This is a genomic window from Pseudomonas sp. 86_A (genome assembly GCF_017491705.1).
GTDB lineage: Bacteria > Pseudomonadota > Gammaproteobacteria > Pseudomonadales > Pseudomonadaceae > Aquipseudomonas > Aquipseudomonas koreensis.
The window spans coordinates 21,315-48,311 of sequence record NZ_JAFGYS010000007.1; the positions used below are offsets into that span (position 1 = coordinate 21,315).

At 63.4% G+C, this 26,997-nt stretch carries 15 protein-coding genes; 8 read left to right on the forward strand and 7 right to left on the reverse strand.

Annotation, left to right across the window (positions count from 1 at the left end; translation table 11 throughout):
* The first annotated feature begins 5 nt into the window (after positions 1–5).
* The 4 genes from J5M57_RS11985 to J5M57_RS12000 are packed head-to-tail and all read left to right on the forward strand — an operon-like array spanning position 6 to position 3,591.
* A complete protein-coding gene (locus J5M57_RS11985; RefSeq protein WP_064588480.1) occupies positions 6–935 on the forward strand; it encodes a metal ABC transporter substrate-binding protein in 930 nt (309 codons plus the stop codon).
* A complete protein-coding gene (locus J5M57_RS11990; protein WP_243435109.1) occupies positions 932–1,777 on the forward strand; it encodes a metal ABC transporter ATP-binding protein in 846 nt (281 codons plus the stop codon). Before J5M57_RS11985 ends, J5M57_RS11990 begins: the two co-directional genes overlap by 4 nt.
* A complete protein-coding gene (locus J5M57_RS11995; RefSeq protein ID WP_064588482.1) occupies positions 1,777–2,676 on the forward strand; it encodes a metal ABC transporter permease in 900 nt (299 codons plus the stop codon). The genes J5M57_RS11990 and J5M57_RS11995 overlap by 1 nt, the downstream gene beginning before the upstream one ends.
* On the forward strand, positions 2,677–3,591 hold the full coding sequence (locus J5M57_RS12000; protein WP_207848152.1) for a zinc ABC transporter substrate-binding protein: 915 nt from the start codon (positions 2,677–2,679) through the stop codon (positions 3,589–3,591).
* A 145-nt stretch (positions 3,592–3,736) separates the two neighbouring features.
* Here the strand turns inward: J5M57_RS12000 and J5M57_RS12005 are convergent, their stop codons facing one another.
* From J5M57_RS12005 to J5M57_RS12025, 5 genes are all read right to left on the reverse strand, one after another.
* A complete protein-coding gene (locus J5M57_RS12005) occupies positions 3,737–3,961 on the reverse strand; it encodes an MbtH family protein (RefSeq protein ID WP_016985437.1) in 225 nt (74 codons plus the stop codon).
* An 83-nt stretch (positions 3,962–4,044) separates the two neighbouring features.
* On the reverse strand, positions 4,045–5,457 hold the full coding sequence (locus J5M57_RS12010) for an aspartate aminotransferase family protein (RefSeq protein ID WP_207848151.1): 1,413 nt from the start codon (positions 5,455–5,457) through the stop codon (positions 4,045–4,047).
* Positions 5,458–5,600: 143 nt separating this feature from the next.
* A complete protein-coding gene (locus tag J5M57_RS12015) occupies positions 5,601–6,086 on the reverse strand; it encodes a GNAT family N-acetyltransferase (RefSeq protein WP_207848150.1) in 486 nt (161 codons plus the stop codon).
* Between the two features lie 126 nt (positions 6,087–6,212).
* A complete protein-coding gene (locus tag J5M57_RS12020; protein WP_083368346.1) occupies positions 6,213–7,535 on the reverse strand; it encodes an ATP-binding protein in 1,323 nt (440 codons plus the stop codon).
* Positions 7,535–8,215 (reverse strand): response regulator, encoded by a 681-nt coding sequence (locus tag J5M57_RS12025; RefSeq protein WP_007969056.1) that lies wholly within the window; start codon positions 8,213–8,215, stop codon positions 7,535–7,537. The genes J5M57_RS12020 and J5M57_RS12025 overlap by 1 nt, the downstream gene beginning before the upstream one ends.
* A 284-nt stretch (positions 8,216–8,499) precedes the next feature.
* Between J5M57_RS12025 and J5M57_RS12030 the strand changes: the two genes are divergently transcribed.
* From J5M57_RS12030 to dsbG, 4 genes are all read left to right on the forward strand, one after another.
* On the forward strand, positions 8,500–9,183 hold the full coding sequence (locus tag J5M57_RS12030; protein WP_207848149.1) for a hypothetical protein: 684 nt from the start codon (positions 8,500–8,502) through the stop codon (positions 9,181–9,183).
* Positions 9,184–9,308: 125 nt separating this feature from the next.
* Complete coding sequence (dsbD, locus tag J5M57_RS12035) at positions 9,309–11,042, forward strand: protein-disulfide reductase DsbD (protein ID WP_207848148.1); 1,734 nt, start codon at positions 9,309–9,311, stop codon at positions 11,040–11,042.
* A complete protein-coding gene (locus J5M57_RS12040; RefSeq protein WP_064588489.1) occupies positions 11,042–11,911 on the forward strand; it encodes a TlpA disulfide reductase family protein in 870 nt (289 codons plus the stop codon). Before dsbD ends, J5M57_RS12040 begins: the two co-directional genes overlap by 1 nt.
* On the forward strand, positions 11,887–12,657 hold the full coding sequence (gene dsbG, locus J5M57_RS12045; RefSeq protein WP_169841976.1) for a thiol:disulfide interchange protein DsbG: 771 nt from the start codon (positions 11,887–11,889) through the stop codon (positions 12,655–12,657). Before J5M57_RS12040 ends, dsbG begins: the two co-directional genes overlap by 25 nt.
* An 82-nt stretch (positions 12,658–12,739) precedes the next feature.
* On the opposite strand, the gene J5M57_RS12050 is transcribed toward dsbG, so the two are convergent.
* Positions 12,740–13,552, reverse strand: a complete 813-nt coding sequence (locus J5M57_RS12050) for an alpha/beta fold hydrolase (protein ID WP_207848147.1) — start codon at positions 13,550–13,552, stop codon at positions 12,740–12,742.
* 180 nt (positions 13,553–13,732) lie between these two features.
* On the reverse strand, positions 13,733–26,731 hold the full coding sequence (locus J5M57_RS12055; RefSeq protein ID WP_207848146.1) for a non-ribosomal peptide synthetase: 12,999 nt from the start codon (positions 26,729–26,731) through the stop codon (positions 13,733–13,735).
* Positions 26,732–26,997 lie beyond the last annotated feature (266 nt).

Here is a 26,997-nt window from a genome sequence, read left to right on the forward strand (position 1 = left end):
TGCCCATGTCTATTTCATCGCCTCGCCGTCCCTTCCTGCGCTTGCTGCTGTTGAGTCTGTGTGCCTGCCTGCTGAGCCCGCTGGTCAGTGCCGACCCCGCCAAACGCCTGCGCATCGGCATCACCCTGCACCCGTATTACAGCTATGTGGCGAACATCGTCGGCGACAAGGCCGATGTGGTGCCGCTGATCCCCGCCGGTTTCAACCCGCACGCCTATGAGCCACGGGCCGAAGACATCAAACGCATCAGCGGGCTGGACGTGATCGTGCTCAATGGGGTCGGCCATGACGATTTCGCCGACCGCATGATCGCCGCCAGCGAAACGCCGAACATCAAGACCATCGAAGCCAACGAAAACGTGCCGCTGCTGGCCGCCACCGGTACCGCCGCGCGCGGCGCGGGCAAAGTGGTCAACCCGCACACCTTCCTGTCGATCAGCGCCTCGATTGCCCAGGTCAACAACATCGCCCGCGAACTGGGCAAGCTCGACCCGGACAACGCCAAGACCTACACGCAGAACGCCCGCGCCTACGGCAAACGCCTGCGGCAGATGCGCGCCGATGCCCTGGCCAAACTGACCCAGGCCCCCAACGCCGAACTGCGAGTGGCCACGGTGCACGCCGCCTACGACTATCTGCTGCGCGAATTCGGCCTGGAAGTCACCGCCGTGGTCGAGCCGGCCCACGGCATCGAACCGAGCCCGAGCCAGTTGAAAAAGACCATCGACCAACTGCGCGAACTCGACGTGAAGGTGATCTTCTCGGAGATGGACTTTCCATCGACCTACGTCGAAACCATCCAGCGCGAGTCCGGCGTGAAGCTGTACCCGCTGTCGCACATTTCCTACGGCGAATACACCGCCGACAAGTACGAAAAAGAAATGACCGGCAACCTCAACACCGTGGTGCGGGCGATTCAGGAGTCCGGGGCATGACGGTAAAAGAAACCCTCTCTGATACCCACCAATCCCCTGTGGAAGCGAGCCTGCTCGCGAAGGCGCCGGGTCAGCCAACATCTTCATCGAATGACACACCGCATTCGCGAGCAGGCTCGCTCCCACAAGGATTGGGACCGACTCTGGAGTTTGCGCAAGTCTCTCTGACGCTCGGGCGCACGACAATTCTCGACAAGGTCACCTTCCAGGTCCAACCCGGCCATGTACACGCCCTGGTCGGCCCCAACGGTGGCGGCAAGAGTTCGCTGATCAAGACGTTGCTCGGGCAGATGCCCCATCAGGGTCAACTGAGCCTGCACTGGCCCGGCGCGCCCGGCACCATCGGTTATGTGCCGCAGGCGCTGGAGTTCGATCGCGGCCTGCCGATGACCGTCGACGATTTCATGGCCGCCATGTGCCAGCGCCGTCCGGCGTTTCTCGGCCTGAGCAAGCATTACGCCAAGGCCATTGGCGAGGCGCTGGAACGGGTCGGCATGCAGGACAAACGCAAACGACGCATGGGCGCGCTGTCCGGCGGTGAACGGCAACGCGTGCTGCTCGCCCAAGGGTTGATTCCACCTCCGCAATTGCTGGTGCTGGATGAGCCGATGTCGGCGCTCGATGAAGCCGGGATCCAGGTGTTCGAACGCCTGCTCGGCGACTGGCGCGCGGCCGGCATCACCGTGCTGTGGATCGAGCACGATCTGGAGGCGGTCAAGCGTCTGGCCGACCGGGTTACCGGCCTCAACCGTCGCGTGCTGTTCGACGCCACGCCGCAACAGGCGCTGACCCCGGAGCGTCTGCTGACGCTGTTTTCCACCCATCCACGGAGCGCGGTCTGATGAGTTACGAAGCCTTTCGTTTGATGGTTCAGGGCTGGGCCACCGCCGGTTATCTGCCGGAGGCGCTGGCCTATGGTTTTGTGGTCAATGCGCTGCTCGCCGGTCTGCTGATCGGCCCGGTGCTCGGTGGCCTCGGCACGCTGGTAGTGGTCAAGCGCTTCGCGTTTTTCTCCGAAGCCGTCGGCCACGCGGCGCTGACCGGCGTGGCCATCGGCATTCTGCTCGGCGAACCCTACACCGGTCCGTACGGCAGCCTGTTCGGCTACTGCCTGTTGTTCGGCATCCTGCTCAACTACCTGCGCAATCGCACCGGTCTGGCGCCGGATACGCTGATCGGCGTGTTCCTTTCAGTGTCGCTGGCGTTGGGGGCGAGCCTGCTGCTGATCCTGGCTGGCAAGATCAACGTGCACATTCTGGAGAACGTGCTGTTCGGTTCAGTGCTGACGGTCAACGGCAATGACCTGCTGGTGCTGGCGATCGTCGGTTCGCTGGTCATGGCCCTGGCGTTGCCGCTGTACAACCGGATCATGCTCGCCAGTTTCAACCCGCAACTGGCGGCGGTGCGCGGCGTCGCGGTAAAGGCCCTGGATTATCTGTTCGTGATTCTGGTGACGCTGATCACCGTCGCCGCAGTGAAGGTCATCGGCGCGATCCTGGTCGGTGCACTGCTGGTGATTCCGGCCGCCGCGGCGCGCTTGCTCAGCCAGTCGCTCAAGGGCTTCTTCTGGTGCTCGGTGCTGATTGCCACCGTCAGCACCTTGTGCGGGATTCTCGCGCCGATCGTCTTCGATCTGCCGATTCCGTCCGGCGCCGCGATCATTCTGGTCGCCGGCATTGCCTTCGCCCTCGCCGCCGTTGCGCGCGGGGTTGTTCCGAGTCTGAAAGGGAACCTTGGATAAATGGCTTTCTCACTGCGCAAATTGCCCCTGGCCCTCGCTCTGTGCGGCGTGGTCTGTACACCTTTGATGGCTGCCGAAAACGCCAAGCCGTTACGCGTGCTGGCCTCGTTGCCAATCACCTACGGGTTGGGCGAGGTGCTGCTCAACGGCACCGACGTCAGCCTCGAACGCGCGGCCCCGGCGAATCTGCCGGGCAGCCGCCAGACCGCGTATTTCACCGGTCGCGGCGCGCCGGCACTGGGCAAACTGGCGAGCGAGGCCGACGCGGTGATCGGCGTGCGCTCGCTGTGGGCCGATGATCCGCTGTACCCGATTGCCCGGCGCAGCAACATTCGTATTGTCGAGGTCGACGCGGCGCGCCCGGTCGATGGCGCCCTGCCCGGGATTGCCGTGCAACCGGGGCTGAAAGTCGATGGCTTGAACAGTCAGCCGTGGCTGGCGAGCAACAACATGGGGCGCATGGCCGACGTGATGGCAGCGGATCTGGTGCGCCTGGCACCGTCCGCCAAGCCGAAGATCGAGGCCAATCTGGCAGCGCTGAAACAGCGCTTGCTCAAGCTCAGCGCCGACAGCGAAGCGCGTCTGGCCGAGGCCGACAACCTCAGTGTCATGAGCCTGAGCGATCACTTCGGTTACCTGATCGGCAGCCTGAATCTGGAGCTGATCGGCCAGGATCCACGCCCGGATGCCGAATGGACGCCGCAAGACCTGAAGAAACTCACGGCGACACTCAAGGACAACGACGTGGCGCTGGTGCTGCATCATCGTCAGCCTTCAGATGCGGTGAAAGCGGCGATTGCCGAGTCGGGCAGTCATCTGCTGGTGCTGAGCACCGATGCGGCGGATCCGGTGGCGGAGCTGGAGGGGAATGTGGATTTGCTGCTCAAGGGGTTGAGCGGCGGGCCTTCGGCCTAAGATCAAAAGATCGCAGCCTTCGGCAGCTCCTACACGGGAATACACACACACCCTGTAGGAGCTGCCGAAGGCTGCGATCTTTTGCAGGCCATGAAAAAACCCGCTGACTGTCACCAGTCCAGCGGGTTTGTTTTTGCCTGTCGGCTTACTGAGCAGCCGCCTGCCCTTCCATCTTCTGGCGCAGGCTCAGCGGACGCATGTCGGTCCAGACTTCTTCGATGTAGGCCAGGCATTCCTTTTTCAAGCCGCTCTTGCCCACGGTGCGCCAGCCTTGTGGCACGGCCTTGTAGTCCGGCCAGATCGAGTATTGCTCTTCGTGGTTGACCACGACCTGAAAGAGGATGTCCTCGCGGTCGAATACTGACGTCATGCTGGTTCTCCATCACGGTAAGGGTGGGCTGCACACCGGGTGCAGCCGGGTATGTAGAAAGAACGTTGGGCGCGGCGAAAAATTTACTCGGCGGCCGTGGCGGCGGCCAAGGCCCGGCCGAAGATCTCCGCGACGCGGTCGATTTCCGCTGCGGTGATCACCAGCGGTGGCAGGAAACGCACCACCGCGCCATGCCGGCCGCCCAGCTCCAGAATCAATCCGCGCTTGAGGCATTCACGCTGCACCAGCGGCGCCAGGCGGGCGAAGGCCGGCGGGTGACCGAGGGCATCTGGCGCACCGTCAGGGTCGACCAGTTCAACGCCGAGCATCAGGCCCCGACCGCGAATATCGCCCAGTTGCGGGAAGTCGCGTTGCAGGATGCGCAGGTGCTCACTCAGACGCTCGCCCATGGCCGCAGCGTGTTCGCAGACCTTGTGCTCAAGCAGATAACGCATCACCGCAGAACCGGCCGCCATCGCCATCTGGTTGCCCCGGAACGTGCCGGCGTGAGCGCCCGGTTGCCAGGTGTCGAGCCAGTCGCGATAGACCACCACCGCCAACGGCAGACTGCCGCCAATGGCTTTGGACAACACCACCACGTCCGGGACGATGTCGGCGTGTTCGAAGGCAAACATCTTGCCGGTGCGGGCAAAACCGCTCTGGATCTCGTCGACGATCAGCGCCACGCCAGCCTTCTCGGTGATCCGGCGCAAGCCGCGCAGCCATTCGATATCGGCCGGAATCACCCCGCCCTCACCCTGCACCGCCTCGACAATCACCGCCGCCGGCAACTGCACCCCGGCTTCGGGATCGTTGAGCAGGTTTTCCAGGTAGCTCAGGTTGGCTTTGACCCCCGCCGCGCCGCCGAGGCCGAACGGGCAGCGGTAGTCATACGGGAACGGCATGAACTGCACACCGTTGCTGAGCAACGCACCCAGTGGCTTCTTCGGCCCCAGGCTGCCCATCAGGCTCAACGCACCCTGGCTCATGCCGTGATAGCCGCCGGAGAAGGACAGCACGGTGCTGCGCCCGGTGGCGGTGCGCACCAGTTTCAACGCCGCTTCCACCGCATCGGTGCCGGTCGGGCCGCAGAACTGAATCTTCGCTTCGGCCGCCAGCGCTGACGGAAGCAGGCCGAACAGATCCTGGACGAATCGATCCTTGACCGGCGTGGTCAGGTCGAGGGTGTGCAGCGGCAATTCATCGGCCAGCACTTGCTGGATCGCCTCGATCACCACCGGGTGGTTGTGGCCCAAGGCCAAGGTGCCGGCACCGGCCAGGCAATCGATGAAGGTGCGGCCTTCGACGTCTTCGACATACAGGCCCTTGGCGCGCTTGAGTGCCAGCGGAATGCGGCGCGGGTAGCTGCGGGCGTTGGATTCCTGCTGGCTCTGGCGGGCCAGCAGTGGAGATTCATTGAACTGGTACAACGTTTCGGCCGGCGCCGAAGTAACCCGGGCCGACGACTCTTCGATAAGGCTGGTGGCGACTGACATCTCTCGACCCCTCAATACGCTATGGATAGTGACCAAAACAGCACACCGCACAGGTGCGCGTTCCGGTCGCGGGGCGCACATGCAGGTTTTCCTGTTCTGGAAACGCTTAAGCGCGGCGAGGATTTAGACCCCTGATCGAGTTGTCAGCCGGGCACTGGCAATGGCTTGTGCAACGCCACGCAGTGCAAGCCCTGCTCGCTGGCGGGTGACGCCGCTTCGCAGTAACCCAGATGCCGATAAAAAGCCGCACCGGTGCGGGTGCTGGCGATGCTCACCTGCGGCACGCCGCGCATCCGCAGCCAGCCTTCCAGATCCGTCAGCAACGCCCGCCCGGCGCCACGGCGAAACCATTCCGGCTGCACATGACAAAAGCCGATGTTGCCGCGGGCCGTGGCCATGCCGACACCCACCGGTTTGTCCTGCAGCAAGGCGATGTTCAGGTAGCAATGCGGGTCGGCCAGCCGAGCGCTGATGACGTCGGCGGATTGCCGGGCGATCCAGCGGCTGACGAGTTGCGGGTCGTTGCGGTGTTCGAGCGCACACCCGACGCGGATCGAACGCTCGATGATACGGCTGATGATACCGGCGTCGGCCGGTGTCGCCGGGTAGATGCAGATCGGTGCTTGCATGCTGCGGTCCCTCAATCCATTGAGTCAGAGCAGCCCCGACCATAACGCTGCGACCGGCGGATCACCAATGCGCAGACGTTACATTTGATGTGCCCAAACCTCGCTCCTACAGAGGTTGTTGAGTTTTCAGACCGGTTGCAGCGGCATCGTCAGTTCCACCCGCAAGCCATCCGGACGACTGTCGAAATGCAGGGTGCAGGCACAGCGCTGGACGATGGCTTGCACAATCGCCAGGCCGAGGCCGCAGCCGGTGCTCTGGCCGTTGCGCCAGAAGCGCTGGGTCAGATGCTGCAGATCCTGCGCAGCAATCCCCGGACCATGGTCACGCACGACGAAACGTGCGCGCTGGCCGACCGTTTCCAGGCTCAACTCCACCGCGGCGTCCGCCGGGGTATGGCGCAGAGCGTTGTCGAGCAGATTGCGCAGCGCGGCAATCGACAGCACCGCCGGCATTTGCACCGGTGCGCTGGACAAGGTTGTCGGCAAGTGCAGTTTGATTCGCTGGCGCTCGCCGCCGGCCGCATCCTGCATCGCCAGTTTCGCCACCTGCTCGGCGCTGCACTGCACACCGTCGTCGAACGACAGGCTGCCCTCGACCCGCGCCAGCAACAGCAGTTGCTCCAGCGTGCGATGCATACGATCGGCGCCCTCTTCGGCCCGGGCCAGCGACTGATCGCGGGCGCTGCCTTCGGTCATGCGCGCCACTTGCAAGTGGGTCTTGATCGCCGTCAGCGGGCTGCGCAGTTCATGGGCGGCGTCACCGGTCAGCCGCCGCTCGCGCTCGATGGTCTTGCCGATGCGCTGGAACAATTGGTTCTGGGTATCGAGCAGCGGTTTCAGCTCGCTGGGAAACGACTGCAATTGCAGCGGCTCCAGCGAGTCGGCATTACGCCGCATCAGGGCTTCGCGCAGGCGATTGAGCGGCGCCAGACCCTGACCGATACCCAGCCACAACAGGCACAGACAACCGAGCAACGCCACGCCGACCGGCACCGAAGCCGCCAGCAGGATCGACATGTTCAGGGCTTCGCGCTCGATCTGGCGGTCAGCGGTGGTGATCCGCACGTCACCCCGCGCGAGGGTGAAACTGCGCCACGGCGCGCCATCGATCATCTGGTCGTGGAAGCCCATTTTCTCGGCTTCCAGGGTTTGCTCGGGGCTGCTGTGGCTGCGGGCCAGAATCTCCCCGCGTAACGAACTGACCTGACAGGCCATGCCGCCGGGAATGTTCAACTGTTCGGCACTGAAATGGGTGCCCTCGCCCTTGCTCGGCAGCGCCGGCAATTGCTCCAGCAGGCCGGCGACCATGCGCGCCGACGCCACCAGACGCTGGTCGAGGGAAAACATCATCTGATTGCGCAAGTCGCTGAGCATCCAGGCCGCGGCCAGGGCCCAGATCAGGGCGAACGCGGCGCCGAGGGTCAGACTCAGGCGCAGACGCAGACTCATCACTTCTGTTGCTCTCCACCATCGGCCGGTCCAAGGCGATAGCCCAGACCGCGCACGGTTTCGACGATGCCCTTGCCGAGTTTGCTGCGCAGGTGATGGATGTGCACGTTGAGGGCGTTGCTCTCCAACTCGTCATTAAAGCCGTAGACGCTGTCCTTCAATTGCTCGGTGGACAGCACCCGGCCACGGTTGTGCAACAGTGCCTGCAACAGCGATTGCTCGCGGCGCGACAAGTCCACCGGCTGCCCGGCCAGGGTGGTTTCACGGCTGCTCGGATCGTAGGTCAGTGCGCCGTGTTCGATCAGGTTGACGCTGCGTCCGGCGACCCGGCGCAGCAGGGTTTGCAGGCGGGCGAACAGCTCGCGCAGATCGAACGGTTTGAGCAGGTAATCGTCAGCCCCGGCCTGCAAGCCATCGACCCGGTCAGTCACCGAATCGCGCGCGGTCAGAATCAGCACCGGAATTTCCAGGCCCTGTTGCCGTAGTTGTTGCAGCAACTTGAGACCATCTTCGTCGGGCAGGCCGAGATCGAGCACCATCACGTCGAATTCGGCGACCTTGAGCATCGCCCGCGCCTTGGAAGCGGTATTGACGTGCTCCACGGTGAGCCCTTGGGCTGTGAGCCCGGCAACGATACCGCTGGCGATCAATTCATCGTCTTCGCAAACCAGTACGTGCATGGCGATTCCCTGAGAAAAAAGGTGAGTCAAACAGAGCAGGATTAAGCCGCAATTATGGCAGAGCCACAACGCAGGCGGCAGGCCCCGACCTGTTTGATCGAAACTTGTCTGGCCACAACAACTAATACCGATTAAAAAATCAAACCCAAACAGCAACTAACGAAACAACTAACAACACCCCCACGCTGTACAAATATAAAACCGATAACTAATCTTGGCCCGCAACACAGAAACAACAAACCACCATCACTCTCAATCAATATTTTATTAAAAGAACTTTAAACATGACCATTGGCAAAAACTTCATTGCGGTTGACTGGCGCACCGGCCCCGATCGTATTTATTTCTTTTTCAAAGAAAAGAACACCTATGCCCGCTTCGATTTCGAGGACAATAAAGTGCTCTCCGGCTACCCCAAGTCCGTTGACGGTCATTGGGAAGGCCTGGACAAGGCTGCTGCCGATCTGCGCTTTGGTTTCACCACGACAACCCGCAGCTATAACGGTGGCATCGATACCCTCTGGATGTTCTACGACGAGGGTGATACACCCAGCGTCTGTGAGATCAGCCAGAGGTCCGACACAGCCCTGTCGAAAACCTCCGTGGCAAAATCCACCTGGGTAAAGTTACTTCCTTACTACTATCAAATCGTCGGCGTGATGTGGGCCGAGAGTTCGGCCACCAAAGAAACTTATTGGTTCCTGCTGAATAACGGCAACTATCTGATCTACGACCTTTATTCAGAATACCTGGAAGTGCTGCCACTCAAAGATTCGCCGTGGGCACCGCTGGAAGAATATAAAGGCCGAATGATGACTGCCGCCACCAACGACTACCCGACCTTCGACACTTACTTTTATGTTTTCCTCAACGACAACCAGTACCTGCGTTATGAACAGGGCGCGAAAAAAGTATTTGGCCCGTATACAATCTCCGAATCCACCTGGCCCGGGCTGCTGAAAGACTGAGGCCACTCGCAGGCACCAGTGAATCGGCGTCGGGTCGCCCATCCGACATCGTGCGGGGCGGTTAATCATCGGTTAATCGCCACCCGCCACTGTGCACCAGACTTGCACAGGGACAAGGCTCCTCCATGCGTCATTTTTTTCTTTTGTTTGCACTGCTGATCTCCGGCCTGGCCCAGGCGGGAAACAATCCATTCGACACCAAACCGGAGTTTCTCCCGGTCGATAAAGCATTCGTGCTCACCTCCGAACGCCTGGAATCCGGGGAAACCCAGCTGTTCTGGCAGATCGCCGACGGCTACTACCTGTATCAGAAGCGCCTGAAGTTCGATGGCCTGAAGGCCGAACAACAGCCGGCTCTGCCCGAAGGTGAGTCCCACAGCGACGAATTCTTCGGTGAACAACCGGTATACCGCCAGGGGCTGGAGGTGAAAGTCCCGGCCACGGCCAGCGGTCAGATCAAGGTCAGTTATCAGGGCTGCGCCGATGCCGGTCTGTGTTATCCGCCGCAAACCCGGGTGATTGAGCTGGGCGGCAAAGCGACGCCAACCGCCGGCAATGAAGCGCCGGATCAGGCCTTGGCTAGCAGCCTTGAACAGCGCGCACTGGGCTGGAGCCTGCTGGTGTTCTTCGGTCTTGGCCTGCTGCTGGCGTTTACCCCGTGCTCGCTGCCGATGTTGCCGATTCTGGCGGGGATGATCGTCGGCAGCGGCGCCACGCCACGTCGCGGGTTCGCCCTGGCCAGCAGCTATGTGATCTGCATGGCGCTGGTGTATGCCGCGATGGGCGTGGTCGCCGCGCTGCTCGGCGCCAACCTGCAGGCGTGGTTGCAGAACCCCTGGCTGCTCGGTGCGTTCGCGCTGGTGTTCGTGGTGCTGGCGTTGCCGATGTTCGGCTTCTTCGAATTGCAATTGCCGGTGGCGGTGCGTGATCGCCTCGAACACGCCTCGCGCAGCCGCAACGGCGGCAGCCTTATTGGTGCCGGGGTGCTCGGCGCCTTGTCCGGTCTGCTGGTGGGTCCATGCATGACCGCGCCGCTGGCCGGCGCCTTGCTGTACATCGCGCAGAGTGGCAATGCGTTGCACGGTGGGCTGATTCTGTTCGCACTGGGCATTGGCATCGGTGTGCCGCTGTTGCTGCTGGTGACCGTCGGCAACCGCTTCCTGCCGAAACCCGGCGCGTGGATGAACCTGCTCAAGGGCATCTTCGGTTTCCTGTTCCTGGCGACTGCACTGCTGATGTTGCGCCCGGTGCTGGATGCTTCGCTATGGCTGGGCCTGTGTGGCGCGCTGCTGCTGATCGCCGCGTTCTGCGCCTGGAAACAATCCGAAGGCTTTGGACGTGTCGCTCAGGTGTTCGGCGCCAGTTCGTTGCTGCTCGGTCTGTGGGGCAGCCTGTTGATGATCGGTGCCGCCGGCGGCAGTGACGATCCGTATCAGCCGTTGCAGGTGTACAGCGCCGGCCGGGTTGCCAGCGCCACGCCGAGCGGGCATGACGCGTTCACCACGATCAAGGATCCGGCAGCGCTGCAACGTGAGCTCGATACCGCCAAGGCCCAGGGTCAGTGGGTATTGCTCGACTACTACGCCGACTGGTGCGTGTCGTGCAAAGTCATGGAGAAACAAGTGTTCGGCAAGGACACGGTGATGCAGGCACTCAGCGATGTGCGTCTGCTGCGCCTGGATGTCACCGCCGACAATGCCGCCAGCCGCGAACTGCTGGGCCGCTACAAAGTCCCGGGGCCACCGAGTTTCGTCTGGATCGGCGCCGACGGCGAAGAACGGCGCAGCCAGCGCATCACCGGTGAGGTCGATGCCGATACCTTCCTGCAACGCTGGACCACCACCCGAGACGCCAATTAATGCTGACGTTCACCCTCGGCACCTTTGCCATCGCGCTTAACCACCTGCTGCTGATCAGTGCCCTGGCGCTGGCGACCTTTGTCGGCTGGCGGGTCGCCAAGCGTGGCGGCGATAACCCCGAGTCGGCGCTGTTCAGCCTGTTTCTGCTGGGCCTGCTCGCGGCGCGCGTGGCGTTTGTCGCGTTGTATTGGGGCCATTATCGCAACGATCCGTGGCAGATCATCGACCTGCGCGATGGCGGCTTTCTCGCCTGGCCGGGGGTGATCGTACTGTTGCTGGCGGCGCTGTATCGCGGCTGGCGCCGCCCGGGCCTGCGGCGGCCGCTGGGTTTCGGCGTGGCCAGCGGTGTGCTGTTCTGGCTGCTGGCGACCCTGTCGTTGAACATCTACGAACAAGGCACTCGGCTGCCGGAGATCACCTTGCGCAACGCTGCCGGGGAGACCATCCAGCTCCGCGATTATCAGGGCGGTCCGCTGGTGATCAACCTGTGGGCCACCTGGTGCCCGCCGTGCCGGCGGGAAATGCCCGTGCTGGAAAACGCCCAGCAACAACGCCCGGACCTGACTTTTCTGTTCGTCAATCAGGCCGAAAGCATGCAAAGCGTTGCCACTTTTCTCGAAACACAGGGCTTGAGTCTGAACAACGTGCTGTTCGACCGCAGCGGCCGACTCGGTCAGGCAGTGGGTTCCATGGCGCTGCCGACTACGCTGTTCTATAGCCCTGATGGTCGCCTGCTGAGCAGCCACCTGGGCGAACTGTCGAACGCCAGTCTGGCGCGCGCCCTGGAAAACTTCGACAGCCCCAATCCAACCGCCGCACCGGCCACCTCTGCAAGGAAACTGCCATGCCCCGCCTCCGCCACCTGCTGACGCTGACTCTGGGCACTGCCCTGCTGCACCTGCCGTCGGTACAGGCCGCCGAAGAATTGCCCGCCGCGATCAAGCAGATCGAAGCCAAGGGCGCAAAAATCGTCGGCCAGTTCGACGCCCCGGACGGCTTGCGCGGCTATGCGGCGCAGTACCAGAACCGTGGCATGGCGCTGTACCTGACGCCGGACGGCCAACACGTGTTGCTGGGCAATCTGTACGACGCCGACGGCAAGGACCTGAGCAGCGAACCGCTGCAGAAAATGGTCTACGCGCCGATGGCCAAGGAAATCTGGGGCAAGTTCGAAGCCAGCAACTGGATTCAGGACGGCAACAAGGACGCACCGCGCACGGTGTACCTGTTCAGTGATCCGAACTGCCCGTACTGCAACATGTTCTGGGAACAGGCGCGGCCATGGGTCAAGGCCGGCAAGGTGCAACTGCGGCACATCATGGTCGGGATCATCCGCGAAGACAGCCCGGCGAAATCCGCTGCCCTGCTGGCGGCGAAAGACCCGGCCAAGGCGCTGGAAGACCACGAGAAGGCTGGCAAGGCCAGCACCCTCAAGCCACTGAAAGATATTCCGGCGGCGGTGCAGACCAAACTCGCGGCCAACATGCAGTTGATGGAAGACCTGGAGTTGCAGGCGACGCCGGCCATCTTCTACATGGACGACAAGGGTGAGCTGCAACAGCAGCAAGGCGCGCCTTCGCCGGACAAACTGGCGAAGATTCTCGGGCCTGAATAAGCCAGATCAAAAGATCGCAGCCTGCGGCAACTCCTACATGGGAACGCGTTTTCTGCAGGAGCTGCCGCAGGCTGCGATCTTTTCAATGGCGCTCAGCCAGAAAGGCGAGCAACGCCTCAGTGACAAATTCGGGATTCTCCAGACTGGAGATATGCCCCGCCTCCGGCACCAGCACCCACGGGCAACCGATCAGCTGCGCCATCTCCTTGGCCTCTGACGGCGGTCGTGGTTTGTCCTGATCGCCGCACAGCACCAGCGTGGTCGCGGCGTTCAACTCGCGCAGACGCGGCAACCGATCATCCCGACTGAACGTGATTCGCCCCATTGGCACAATGCTGTCGCGCAGGCGATCAGTGCTGTACGCCGCCAGTTTGGCGCGCAAGTCCTGATACAGCGCTGACTGCGGATCGATGCCCGGACGGAAGAAGATCGGCACCACGATGTCCAGCAGTTGCTCGGAGATCTCGCCGCTGTCCTCGATCTGTTTGAACAGCGAGAAGTAATACTGGCGGGTAGGCTCCGGCTCCACGCCGACGTACGTGTCCATCAGCACCAGGCCATTGATCCGCTGCGGTGCCGACAACGCCAGGCGTACGCCCCACATGCCGCCGACCGACAGTCCGACCAACGTGACCTGATCGATAACCAGATGATCGAGCAACGCCTCGGCCTGCCGCGCAATGTCATCCAGCGACGCGGTGCCTGGCGGCAACGTGCCGGATTCGCCGTGGCCCCACAGATCCAGAGCAATCACCCGGTAGTGCGGCGCCAGTGCAGCGATCTGTGGTGCCCACATGGCGGTGTCCCACAGATAACTGCCCGCCAGCAGCACGGCCGGGCCGGTGTCTTGATCAATGTAGTGCAGCGCTTGTCCGTCAACCGTGAAGAAAGGCATCGACCACCCCCGCGATGAAAAAGAGAACCGGCAGACTGAGCTGCCGGTTGTTGATCGTCAACCGTGTAAAGGTCTGAAAATCTGCAGCCCAATCGCGAGCAGGCTCACTCCTACAGGAAGAACACATTTCCAATGTGGGAGCGAGCCTGCTCGCGATGAGGCCGCAACAGACGCCGGAGATTAAAGCCCCTCCAGCTCCGCCATCAGATCATTCAAGCGATCCGCCTTGTCCTCGGTGATGTCACTGGCCGCCAGGCCCTCAATGTACTCGGCCAGTTCCAGCACGGTGCTGCACTCGAACATTGCCCGCAGCGGCACGTCGCGTTGCAGGGTTTTCTGTACCCGCGAGGCGATCTGCGTGGCGAGCAGCGAATGACCACCCAGCTCGAAGAAGTTGTCGCGCACACCGACATTGTCGACCTTGAGCACCTCGGCCCAGATGTCGGCCAGGGTCTGTTCCAGCTCGTTGCGCGGGGCCAGGTAATCCTGGCTCTGCAACTGGCCGATCTCCAGCGCCGGCAGGGCCTTGCGGTCGAGTTTGCCGTTGGCGTTATGCGGCAACTGATCCAGCCACAACCAGTGCAGCGGCACCATGTATTCCGGCAACTCGCTGCGCAGGCGTTGCTTGATCCGCTCCAGTCGTTCGCTCGGATTCAGTGCCGAATCCGCAGCGACAAGGTAGCCGACCAGATGCTTGCCATTGACGCCCTCCTGCACACCCACCGCCGCATCGCGGACTTCCGGTTGCTCGTGCAGACGCGCCTCGATCTCGCCCAGTTCGATGCGATAACCGCGAATCTTCACTTGATGGTCGACCCGGCCAACGTACTCCAGCACCCCGTCACTGCGACGCCGCGCCAGGTCACCGGTGCGATACAGACGCTCGCCCGGCGCACCGAACGGGTTCGGCACGAACACCGGCGCAGTGCGTAACGGATCGCTGACATAACCGCGACCGACCCCGGTACCGGCGACGCACAACTCACCCACTGCGCCCAACGGCACCAGTTCCAGCGCGCCATCGACCAGATAGAGCAAGTTGTTGTCGGTCGGCGTACCGATCGGTAAGTAACTGCCACGGGTCGAAGCCAGATCGACACGGAAGAACGCCACGTCATCGGAGCATTCTGCCGGGCCGTAGGCATTGACCAGACCGATCTGCGGATAACGCAACAGCCACTGATGCGCCAGTTCCGGCGGCATCGCTTCGCCGGTCGGCAGCATCCAGCGCAGGCCGTCGAGGCTCAGGCGCTCGGCGGCGAGCATGCCCTGAATCAGCGACGGCACGCTCTCCAGCACGGTAATGCCCTGGGCCTGCACGTGCACCAGCAAACCCTGCGGATCATGGGCGATGCTGTTTGGCACAATGTCCACCCGCGCACCGAACAGCGGCGCGGCGAGGAACTGCCAGACCGAAATATCGAAGCTTTGCGACGCGGTCTGTGCGATCACATCGGCGTCGCTCAAATCGAGGTACGGGCGCTTGCTCAACTGGTTGTTGAGCATGCCGCGCTGCTCGACCATCACGCCTTTCGGCAGGCCGGTCGAGCCCGAGGTGTAGATCACATACGCCAGGTTGTCCGGGCCACTGTAGATGCCCGGGTTGTGCAGCACCGTCGCCAGCGCCTGCACTTCTTCCCAGACCAGCAACCGTGGGCGATTGGCGCAGCTGAATTCATCGAGCAAGGTCTGCGCCTGTTCGCGGCAGGCTTCCGTGCACACCAGCAACGGCGTGCGGCTCAGTTCGATGATGCGTTGCAGACGCTGGCTCGGCAGACCCGGATCCAGCGGCAGGTAACCGGCACCGGCCTTGAAGCTGCCGATGATCATTCCCAGCAGGTCGAGGTTACGTTCCGCCAGCAGCGCCACCGGTTGATCCCTCTGCACCCCGGCCGCGACCAGTGCATGGCCGAGTCGGTTGGCGTTGTGGTTCAGCTCGGCATAGCTCAGTTGCTGATCGAGGCAACTGGCGGCGATGCGTTGCGGGTGCGCTGCAACCTGCGCTTCGAACAGCGCCACGTAGCTCTGCTCCAGCGGATAATCGTGCGCGCTCTGGTTGCAACCGTGCAGCAGGAACTCCTGCTCCTCGGCACCCAGCAGCGGCAGATCGGCCATGTCGCCATGGAAACCCTCGACCAGTGCCAGCAACAGCCGCTTGAACTCGCCGAGCATGCGTTCAATGGTCGATTCGTCGAAGTAACGCTGGTCATACGACAGGTGCAGACCGAGGTCATCGCCCGGGTAGCACACCGCCGTCAGCGGGAAGTTGGTGTGGGTTCGACCCGAATCCGAAGTCGCATTGAGGCTCTGCGCACGGTCCAGCACCGAGACTTCCACCGGCGCGTTCTCGAACACAAACAGGCTGTCGAACAGCGGCTGGCCTTTCGGCAGTTCGCTCTGTTCCTGGATGTTCACCAGCGGCAGGTATTCGTACTCGCGCAGTTGCATGTTGCTGTCGAGCAGAGCGCTCAACCACTGGCGCACGCTGCTGCGCTGGTCGTCTTCAGGCATTTTCACCCGCAGCGCGATGCTGTTGATGAACAGACCAACGGTGCGCTGCATCTGCGGCATCTCCACCGGGCGCCCGGCCACGGTGACGCCGAACAGCACGTCGCGATCACCGCTCAGACGGCGCAGCACCAGCGCCCATGCTGCTTGGGCAAAGGTGTTCACCGTCAACTGATGGGCCTGGGCCAGTTCACGCAGACGCGCACCGTCCTCGATATTGAGGCGGGTATAGCAGTCGCCAACGATCATGCCGCCGCTTTCGCCGGCGTGTTCACGCAGGAACGGCCGGTCGCTCGGGATCGGCGTGGTGCGTTCGAAACCTTGCAGGTTCTGCTGCCACCACTGGCGCGCCTCGGCCAGGCTCTGGCGTTGCAGCCAGGCGATGTAATCGCGGTAACGCGGCGGCACCGACAACTGTGCTTCGCGCCCCTCACCGAGGGCGGTATAGATCTCGAAGAAATCGTTCATCAGCAGCGAGCGGCACCAGGCATCGATGAGGATGTGGTGGTTGCTCATCATGAACCAGTAGCGCGCCGCGCCGACCTTGATCAGACGCAGGTGGAACGGCGCCTGATTGAGCAGATCGAAGCCGGCCTCGCGCTCGCTTTTGAGCAGCGCCTGCAGCTTCGGTTCTTGCTCGGTTTCGGCAACGGCGCTCCAGTCCAGGTACTCGATCGGCGTGCGCCCCGGGGTGTGGATCACTTGCAACATGTCTTCGCCGACGTTCCAGCAGAACGACGCACGCAACGCTTCGTGACGGGCGACCACCGCTTGCCACGCCTGGGCGAAACGCTCGGGATCGAGTTCGCTGTTGATGCGGTAGCGATCCTGCATGTAGTACAGACCGGTGCCCGGTTCGAGCAAGGTGTGCAGGAGCATGCCTTCCTGCATCGGCGTCAGCGGATAGACGTCTTCGATGTGCGCCGCCGGCACCGGCAACGCATCGAGCTGCGCCTGGGTCAACTTCGCCAGCGGGAAGTCCGACGGCGTCAGGCCGCCAGCCGAATCGTGCAGACAATGGGCAATCAGGCTTTGCAGTTCGCCGAGGTAGGCATCGGCCAGCGCTTGGATGGTCTGCACCTCGTAACGCTCGGCGCTGAAAGTCCAGCGCAGCAACAGTTCACCGCCATACACCTGACTGTCGATGCTCAACTCGTTGGGCAACGGTGCCTGCGGGTCGTGGGCCGCGCCGACTGCTTCGTCCAGTGGATGGAACAGCGCGTCGCTGGCAAAACTCTGGTCGAACTGGCCGAGGTAGTTGAAGGTGACCGCCGCGTTCGGCAACGCCGCCATGCTGCGCTGGCTGAGGTCATCGGCCAGATAACGCAGCACGCCATAGCCCAGGCCTTTGTGCGGCACCGCGCGCAGTTGTTCCTTGATCGCCTTGATCGAAGCGCTCAGCTCGGCAGCCTCTTCGCTGGTGTGCGGGGTCAGGCGCAATGGATAGGCGCTGGTGAACCAGCCGACGGTGCGGGTCAGGTCGATCTCGTCGAACAGGGTTTCGCGGCCGTGGCCTTCGAGTTGAATCAGCGCCGAAGGCTGCCCGCTCCAGTGGCACAAGACGCGGGCCAGCGCGGTCAACAACAGGTCGTTGACCTGCGTGCGATAGGCACGCGGCGCCTGTTGCAACAGTTGTTGAGTGCGCTCGGCATCAAGGCGCACGCTGACGGTTTGCGCATGCCGGTGCTGCCGTCCGCCCTGGGGGTTTTCGCAAGGCAGGTCGGCGCTCGGCCCGGCCAGTTGCGTCTGCCACCAACTCAGCTCTTCGCGCAGCGATTCGCTGCCGGCGTAGGCCTGCAAGCGTGCCGCCCAGTCTTTGAAGGCACTGGTTTTCGCCGGCAGTTTCACCGACTGTTCGGCATCGAGTTGGCGATACACGGTTTGCAGATCGTCGAGCAGCACGCGCCACGACACGCCGTCGACCACCAAGTGATGGATCGCGATGAACAAGCGTTGCTGACCTTGCGGACCATCGACCAGCAACGCGCGCAGCAGCGGACCGGTTTGCAGATCGAGGCTGCGCTGTGCATCGGCAAACAATGCTTCGCACTTGTCCATCGCCGCCACCCGCACCTGCCACAACACCTCGGCGTCGGACACCGGTTGATGCGTTGCCTGCCACTGATCGTTGCTCTGGGTGAAGCGCAGACGCAAGGCGTCATGCTGCTCGATCACGGCCAGCAGCGCCTGCTCGAGACGATGCGGTTCCAGCGCCACACTCGGCTCCAGCAACAAGGCCTGGTTCCAGTGCTGACGCTGCGGGATTGCAGTGTCGAAGAACCAGTGCTGGATTGGCGTCAGCGCCGACTCACCGCTGACCAGACCTTGTTCGGCCGTCACCTGTTCGCTGCGGCTGGCGACCCCGGCGAGGGTCTGCACGGTCTGATGCTGGAACAGATCCCGCGGGCTGAAATGAATGCCCTGCTGCCGCGCCCGGCTGACCACTTGAATCGACAGAATCGAATCGCCACCGAGTTCGAAGAAGTTGTCGTTGAGACCGACCTGCTCGACGTTGAGCACTTCGCACCAGATCTGCGCCAGGGTCTGCTCCAGCGCATTGCTCGGCGCGACGTAGTCCTGACGGTTCAGCTCAGGGTCCGGCGCCGGCAAGGCGCGGCGGTCGAGTTTGCCGTTGGCGGTCAGCGGCATGCTCGCCAGCAGGATCAAGTGCGTCGGCACCATGTAATCCGGCAGTTGCGCCTTGAGGTGCGCCTTCAGTGCTTCGCGCAGTTCGGCCTGTTGTGCTTCACCTTGCTCGGCGACTTCGCTGACCAGATAGGCCACCAGTTGTTTGCCGCTCGGCGCATCCAGCGCCAGCACCACCGCTTCACGGATCGACGCGTGATCGAGCAGACGGGTTTCGATCTCGCCCAGTTCGATACGGAAACCGCGAATCTTCACCTGATGGTCGATCCGCCCCAGGTATTCCACCAGCCCGTCGGCACGCTGGCGCACCAGGTCTCCGGTGCGGTACATGCGTCCGCCATCGGCGGCAAACGGGTCAGCGACAAAGCGCTCGGCGCTGATACCCGGACGGTCATGGTATCCCTGCGCCAGACCCGCGCCGCCGACAAACAATTCGCCGGTCGCGCCTTGTGGCACCAGCGCCAGGTCAGCGTCGAGAATATACGCCACGCGGTCGCCGATCACGCTGCCGATCGGCACGCTGCCGGCGCCCTCTTCCAGCACCTCCGGCGCCAGACTGGCGAGCGGCATGACCACGGTTTCGGTCGGGCCGTAGGCATTGAAAAACAGGCTCGGTTTGAACGCAGCGCGAATCCGCTGCAAGTGTTCGCCCGTCAGCGCTTCGCCGCCGGTAATGATCATCCGCACTGGCAGAGTTTCATTCTGCGTGGCGAGGAACTGCGCCAACTGGCTACCGTAGCTCGGGGTGAAGCCGAGCACGTTGATCCGGTGCGTCCGAATCAAACCGCAGATTTCTTCCGCGTCCCACTGCCCTTGCGCCCGCAGCACCACCTGCGCGCCGCTGAGCAGCGGCACCAGCAGACGCTCGGTGGCGGCATCGAAGTTGATCGAATAGAAGTGCAGTTCACAGTCGTCGGCGCGCATGCCGAAACGCGCGATCACTGCCTGGCAATGCATGGCGATTTCACCGTGGGACACCACCACGCCTTTCGGCTTGCCGGTGGAACCCGAGGTGTAGATCAGGTACGCCTGATGCTGCGGCAGGCTGATAAAAGGCAGTTCGGTCGCCGGGTAATCCGTCAGCGCCGCGCTGTCCTCTTCCAGGCACCAGCGCGCGACTCTCGGCGGCAAATCGCCGAGCGCGTTGAACATCGCCCGATCGCTGAGCAGCAGCCCGATGCGGCTGTCTTCGATCATGTAATGCAAGCGGTCGATCGGGTATTCCGGGTCCAGCGGCACGTAAGCACCGCCGGCCTTGAGGATCGCCAGCAGGCCGACGACCATTTCCAGCGAGCGCTCCAGCGCCAGACCGACCCGCACTTGCGGGCCGACACCGCGCTCGCGCAGCGCCCAGGCCAGACGGTTGGCGCGGGCGTCGAGTTCGGCGTAGCTCAGGGTCTGTCCGGAGAAGGTCAGGGCCGGCGCATCTTTGCGGGCCAGTGCCTGCTCGGCGAACAGGTGATGGATGCACTGGTCGAGACGACGCTCGCCCGGCTCGACCTCAAGGCTGTCGAGCAGTTGCTGTTGCTCCGGCGCCGCGAGCATTGGCAATTGGCTCAGACGCTGCTGCGGATCAGCGATCAACGCTTCCAGCAGATTGCGCCAATGCCGGGCCATGCGCGCGATGGTCGGCTCGTCGAACAGATCGGTGCTGTAGGTCAGGCAGCAACCGAGGCGGTGATCGAGATCAGTGACTTCCAGGTTGAGGTCGAACTTGGTCGCCCGCGCATCGTTGGCCAGGTACTCGACGGTCATCCCGGCGAGCATGCGGCTCTGCTGGAACTCCCAGCGCTGCACGTTGCACATCACCTGGAACAGCGGGTTGTACGCGGCGCTGCGCGGGGGCTGCAGGGCTTCGACCAGATGATCGAATGGCAGGTCCTGATGCGACTGGCCTTCGATCACCGTGTGGCGCACCTGCTCGAACAATTCGCCGACCGACATCTGGCCGTCGAGCTGGCAACGCAGCACCTGAGTGTTGAGGAACGCGCCGATCAGCCCTTCGCTCTCCGGGCGGATACGGTTGGCCACCGGGGCGCCGATGCGCAGGTCGGTCTGGCCGCTGTAGCGGTAGAGCAAGGTGGCGAGTGCGGCGGTCATGGTCATGAACAGGGTCAGACCGTTCTGCGCGTTGAACGCCCGCACCCGCGCAGCGAGATCATCACTGAGGTCGAAGCGGAACAGTTCGCCCTGATGGCTTTGCACCGGCGGACGCGGACGGTCGCCAGGCAGTTCCAGCAGCGGATGTTCGCGCCCCAGTTGCGCGGTCCAGTAGTCGAGTTGACGCTGACGCTCACCGGACTCCAGCCAGTTGCGCTGCCAGACGCTGTAGTCCAGGTACTGCACCGGCAGCGGCTCCAGCGGCGAGTCGCGGTCATCGACGAACGCTTCGTACAGCGCGCTGAGTTCGCGGGCGAAGATGTCCATCGCCCAGCCTTCGGTGACGATGTGGTGCAGGGTCAGGACAAAGTAATGCTCGTGCTCGGCGGTCTTCACCAGACAGGCGCGCAACAGCGGCCCGGTTTCCAGATCGAACGGCAGGTGCGCTTCGGCGTCGGCCAGTTGCTGGACTTTCTGTTCACGCTGATCAGCCGGCAGTTTCGAGAAGTCCTTCCAGCCCATGCGCATACCGGTGTCGGCATGCACCTGCTGCCGCGCCACGCCATCGACGCTGGGGAAGGTGGTGCGCAGGGTTTCGTGGCGCAGGATCAGCGCCTGCAATGCGGCCTCGAAACGCTCGACATGCAGCACACCACGCAAGCGCGCCATGCCGCCGACGTTGTACGCCGGGCTGTCCGGCTCCATCTGCCAGAGGAACCACATGCGCTGCTGCGAATACGACAACGGCACCGGTTTGCTGCGATCAACCTTGTCGATCGGCGGCTGTTTGTTGGTGCGGCCACTGGCCTGGATCAACCGGATCTGCTCGGCGAAAGCGCCCAGTTCACTGTGCTCGAACAAGGCGCGCAGCGGCAGCTCGACGTCGCAGGCCTGACGGCTGCGCGAGATGATTTGCGTGGCCAGCAGCGAGTGCCCGCCGAGGGCAAAGAAGTCATCGCGCAGACCGATCCGCGCCAGGCCCAGCACTTCGCGCCAGATCGCGGCGATCTGTTGTTCCAGTTCGGTGACCGGCTCGACGTGCTCGCGCACTTGCCACTGCGGCTCGGGCAAGGCGCGGCGGTCGAGCTTGCCGCTCGGACTCAGGGGCATTGCGTGCAGACGCAGCAGTTGCGCCGGGACCATGTATTCCGGCAGCTCGGCGGCCAGCGCGGTTTTCAGGCGGGCGATCTGCACGTCCTGATCTTCACTGGCATCGACAGCGGTGAAGTAGCCGATCAGTTGCGCGCCGACCGCGGTTTCCCGCACCAGCACCACGACTTGGGCGACGCCGTCTTGAGCCAGCAGGCGCGCTTCGATCTCCTCCGGTTCGACGCGAAAGCCACGCAGTTTGACTTGCTGATCGAGACGCCCGAGGTATTCGATCACGCCGTCTGCCGTCCAGCGTGCACGGTCACCGGTGCGGTACAGGCGAGCGCCGTGCTCGCCCAGTGGATCGACGACGAAACGCTCGGCAGTCAGCGCCGGGCGACCGAGGTAGCCCCGGGCCAGGCCGATGCCGCTGATGCACAGTTCGCCCGGCACACCGGCCGGCACGGGATTGAGGTCGGCGTCGAGGACGCGGCAGATCACGTTGCCCAGCGGGCGGCCAATCGGCGACCGCTCGCCGTCGGCGCGGGTGCAGTGCCAGTGGGTGACGTTGATCGCGGTTTCCGTCGGTCCGTAACGGTTGTGCAATTGCACCGCCGGCAGTTGCGCCAGCACCCGGTTACGCAGTTCCGCCGGCAGCGCTTCACCGCCGGAGAACAGCCGACGCAGGCTGGTGCATTCGGCGCTCAGCGGCTCGTCGATGAACAGCGAAAGCAACGGCGGCACGAAGTGCAGCGTGGTCACGCCATAGACTTGAACCAATTGGGCGATGCGATGCGGATCACGATGTTCACCCGGACCTGCAATCAACAGACGCGCGCCAGTGATCAGCGGCCAGAAGCATTCCCACACCGACACGTCGAAACTGATCGGCGCTTTTTGCATCAGCACGTCGGTGTCGTTCAGGCGATAGCTGTTCTGCATCCACTGCAGACGTTCGGCCAGCGCCGCATGAGTGTTGCCGACGCCTTTCGGCTGGCCGGTGGAACCGGAGGTGTAAATCACATAGGCGAGGTTATCGCCGTGCAGGTGCAGACCCGGCGCCTGGCTCGGCCAGTTCTCCAGGTGCAGCGCGTCCATGGCGATCACGCTGACACCGTCGCTGGCCGGCAGACGGTCGAGCAATGCGGTCTGAGTCAGCAGCAGTTCGACACCGCTGTCGCGGAGCATGTAGGCCAGACGTTCGGCCGGATAATCCGGGTCCAGTGGCACGTAGGCGCCGCCGGCCTTGATGATCGCCAGCAGACCGATCAGCAGTTGCGGCGAACGCTCGGCGGCAATAGCCACGCACACGTCCGGGCCGACGCCTTTATCGCGCAGGTAGTGTGCGAGGCGGTTGGCCTGGGCGTGCAATTCGGCGAAATCGAGGCTGCCGCCGTCCCACACCAGCGCGGTGCGGTTCGGGGTCTGGCGCACTTGTTCGTTGAGCAATTCCGGCAGCCATTGTTGTGCCGGGGTGCACGGCGCGACGCTCCATGCGTGCTGCTGTTCGTGCTCGCACGGGGTCAGCAGCTGCAGGTCGCCGATCGCCTGTTGCGGTTGCTCGCAGACGGCGCGCAGCAGGTTGCTGAAGTGTTCGGCCAGACGCTCGATGCTCGCCGCTTCGAACAATTCATCGGCGTAGTCGAAGGACAGGGTCAGGCGCCCGTTGCGGTCTTCTTCGCTGTGCAGTTGCAGGTCGAACTTGGCCTCGCGGCTGTGCCACGGCAGTTCTTCGGCGAGCAGCCCGGGCAGGCGCTTGAGCGCACTCAAGTCGCGCTGCTGGTGGTTGAACATGACCTGGAACAGCCCCTGCTCACGGGCCTGCGGGAAGGCTTCGAGCAGTTGTTCGAAAGGCAGATCCTGATTCGCCTGAGCGCCGAGTGTCGCTTCGCGGGTCTGTGCCAGCAACTCGACAAACGACCGGCGCGAATCGACCTCGGCGCGCAGCACCTGGGTGTTGATGAAGAAGCCGATCAGGCCTTGGGTTTCCAGGCGTGGACGATTGGCGTTGGGCACGCCGATGCGAATCTCGCGCTGACCGCTGTAGCGATGCAGCAGGCTCTGGAACGCCGAGAGCAACAGCATGAACGGCGTCGATTGGTGCGCCTGGGCAGTCTGCTTGATCGCGTCGCAGAGGCTGACACCGAGGCGCACGCTGTGGCGGGCGGCGCTGTGCAATTGCCTGGCCGAGCGCGGGTGGTCGGTGGCCAGTTCCAGCACCGGATGCTCATCGCCCAACTGGGCTTTCCAGTACGCCAGTTGCCGCTCGCCCTCGCCTTGCGCCAGCCATTGACGCTGCCAGCTACCGTAGTCGGCGTATTGGGTCGGCAGTGGCGCGAGGTCGGCGCGCTGGCCTTGGGTTGCCGCGGCGTACAGGCGTGAAAATTCGTCGATCAGCACGTTCAGCGACCAGCCGTCGGCGATGATGTGGTGCAGCGTCACCAGCAACTGGTGATCTTCGTCGTCGAGCCGCACCAGCGTCACCCACAGCAGTGGGCCTTTTTCCAGATCGAACTGCGTGCGCGCCTCGTCTTCGCGGATCTGCTGCGCACGGGCTTCGCGCTCGTACGCCGGCAAGTCGCTGATGTCGATCAATTGCAGGTTGAATTCAGGCGCCGCCTCGACCTGTTGCAGCGCTACACCGTCACGTTCGAAGAAGCGTGTGCGCAGCGATTCGTGGCGTTCGATCAGTTGCTGGAAGCTGGCGCGCAGTGCGTCTTCGTCCAGTTCACCGCGCAGACGCAGAGCGCCGGGAATGTTGTAGGCGCTGCTGTGCGGGTCGAGTTGCCAGGTGATCCACAGACGGTTTTGCGCCAGCGATTGCGGCAGCGCTTCAGTGCGCGACAACACGCCGATGTCGCCCTGGGCGCTGCCGCCGTCCTGCTGCTGTTGCGCCACGGCAGCGGCGAATGCCGACAGGGTCGGGGCTTCGAACAACAGACGCAGATTCAACTCCAGCGCCAGCTCTTCACGCACCCGGGCGATCACTTGCGTGGCGGCAATCGAGTTGCCGCCGAGCAGGAAGAAGTGGTCGTCGGCAGCGACCTGTTTGAGGTTGAGTTGCTCGGCCCAGATCTTGCCGATCAGCGCTTCCAGCCCGGACGCCGAGGTGTCCGCGCTTTCAGCGAATTCGCTGGCAGACGGGAACACTGCGTAGCTGTCGAGGCTGCCGTCGGCCAGACGATTGCGGCACGCCGAGCGTTGCAGCTTGCCGCTGGAGGTCTTCGGCAACGCGCCCGGATTGAGCAACACCACCACACTCGGCGCCTCCTGATACGCCTCGGCCACCGCTTGGCGGATGGCTTTGATCAGCGCCTCGGGCGGGAGGATTTTCTGCACACTGCGGCTGATTTCTGCGGCGATACCGATGCCTTCTTCGCCATTTTGAGTGACCGCGAATGCCGCGACCCGGCCCTTGCGCACCACTTCCACTTCGCGCTCGACGGTTTGCTCGATGTCCTGCGGATACAGGTTGTGACCGCGCACGATCAGCATGTCTTTCAGGCGCCCGGTGATGAACAGCTCACCGTCGCGAATAAAGCCCAGGTCGCCCGTGCGCAGCCAGGTCTGGCCGGCGTGCTGGACGAACGTCTTGGCGCTGGCTTCGGGGTTGCGCCAGTAGCCATGGGCGATGCTCGGACCCGTGGCCCAGACTTCGCCGACGGCGTTGTCGGCCAGTGCTTCGAGGCTACTCGGCTCGACGATCAGCACCGCATGATCGGGCTGACTGATGCCACAACTCATGATCGGGCTGCCCTCGCCCGGCTCGGCGCGATTTTGCGCCAGCGCCTGATCGTCCACGCGCAGCGCCGCAATGCCGGTGCCGCGCGGTGTGCCGGCGACGAACAGGGTCGCTTCGGCCAGACCGTAGGAGGCCATGAAGCTGCTTTCGCTGAAACCGCACGCGGTGAATTTTTCGGCGAAGCGTTCAAGGGTGTCGAGTCGGATCGGTTCCGAGCCGGAATAGGCCACGCGCCAGCGGCTCAGGTCGAGGCGCTCCAGTGCGGAATCGCTGACGCGCTCGCTACACAGACGGTAGGCGAAATCCGGGCCGCCGCTGATGGTGCCGCCGTATTCGCTGATCGCTTCGAGCCAGCGCAACGGGCGACCGAGGAAGTACGCCGGCGACATCAGGATGCACGGCACGCCACTGAAGATCGGTTGCAACAGACCGCCGATCAAACCCATGTCGTGGTACAGCGGCAGCCAGCTGACGATCACGTCGTCAGGATTCACATCGATGCCGAAGCCGTGGCGAATCAACAGCTCGTTGGCCACCAGGTTGCCGTGGCTGACCTGCACGCCTTTGGGCAGCGCGGTGGAGCCAGAGGTGTATTGCAGGAAGGCGATGTGCTCTGGCGGCAGGTTCGGCTCGACCCAGTTTTCGGCCAGCGCATTGTCGAGCGTGTCGACACACAGCAACGGCGGCGCGCCCTCGATCTGCTGCAGGGCATCGCGCAGGTCGGCGCTGGTCAGCAGCAGGCGCGGCTCGGCGTCGGCAATGATCGACAGCAGGCGCTCCTGATGATGACGGCGGGCGGACTCCGGCGGATAGGCCGGCACTGCGATCACGCCGGCATACAGGCAACCGAAAAACGCCGCGACGTAATCCGGGCCGCTGGGGAACAGCAGTACCGCACGCTCGCCGAATCCGGCTTCAGCCTGCAACGCGGCCGCGATGCTGCGGGCGCGCTGATCGAGTTCGCGGTAGCTCAGCACCACAGCCTGCTCTGGGTTTTCGGCGAGAAAACGCAAGGCCAGTTGATCCGGTGTCAGGGCCGCGCGGCGCTGGAGGGCTTGGACCAGGGTGCTGGGGAGTTCGAACGCGTCGGTCATGAGGTTTCCTGCCTGAATTCGGCTTGCTAATGGAATCGATGTGCTGCGTCACGCCTGTCTGGAGGCGTGCGGGGCGCGGTCTGTGCCGACCACGCAAGGCTTGGAAATGCTGGCTGGCCGGGGCTGGGTAGCCGGAGCCATTCACCAATGAGAACGGATGACGTCTGGAAATAATTAGTCGGCGGGCGGGATCGCCAACCGGGGCGGGCGTGTGGCGGTGTGTCGCAGTTCTCGCTTCGCACCTTTACGGAGCATTACTTCTCTTT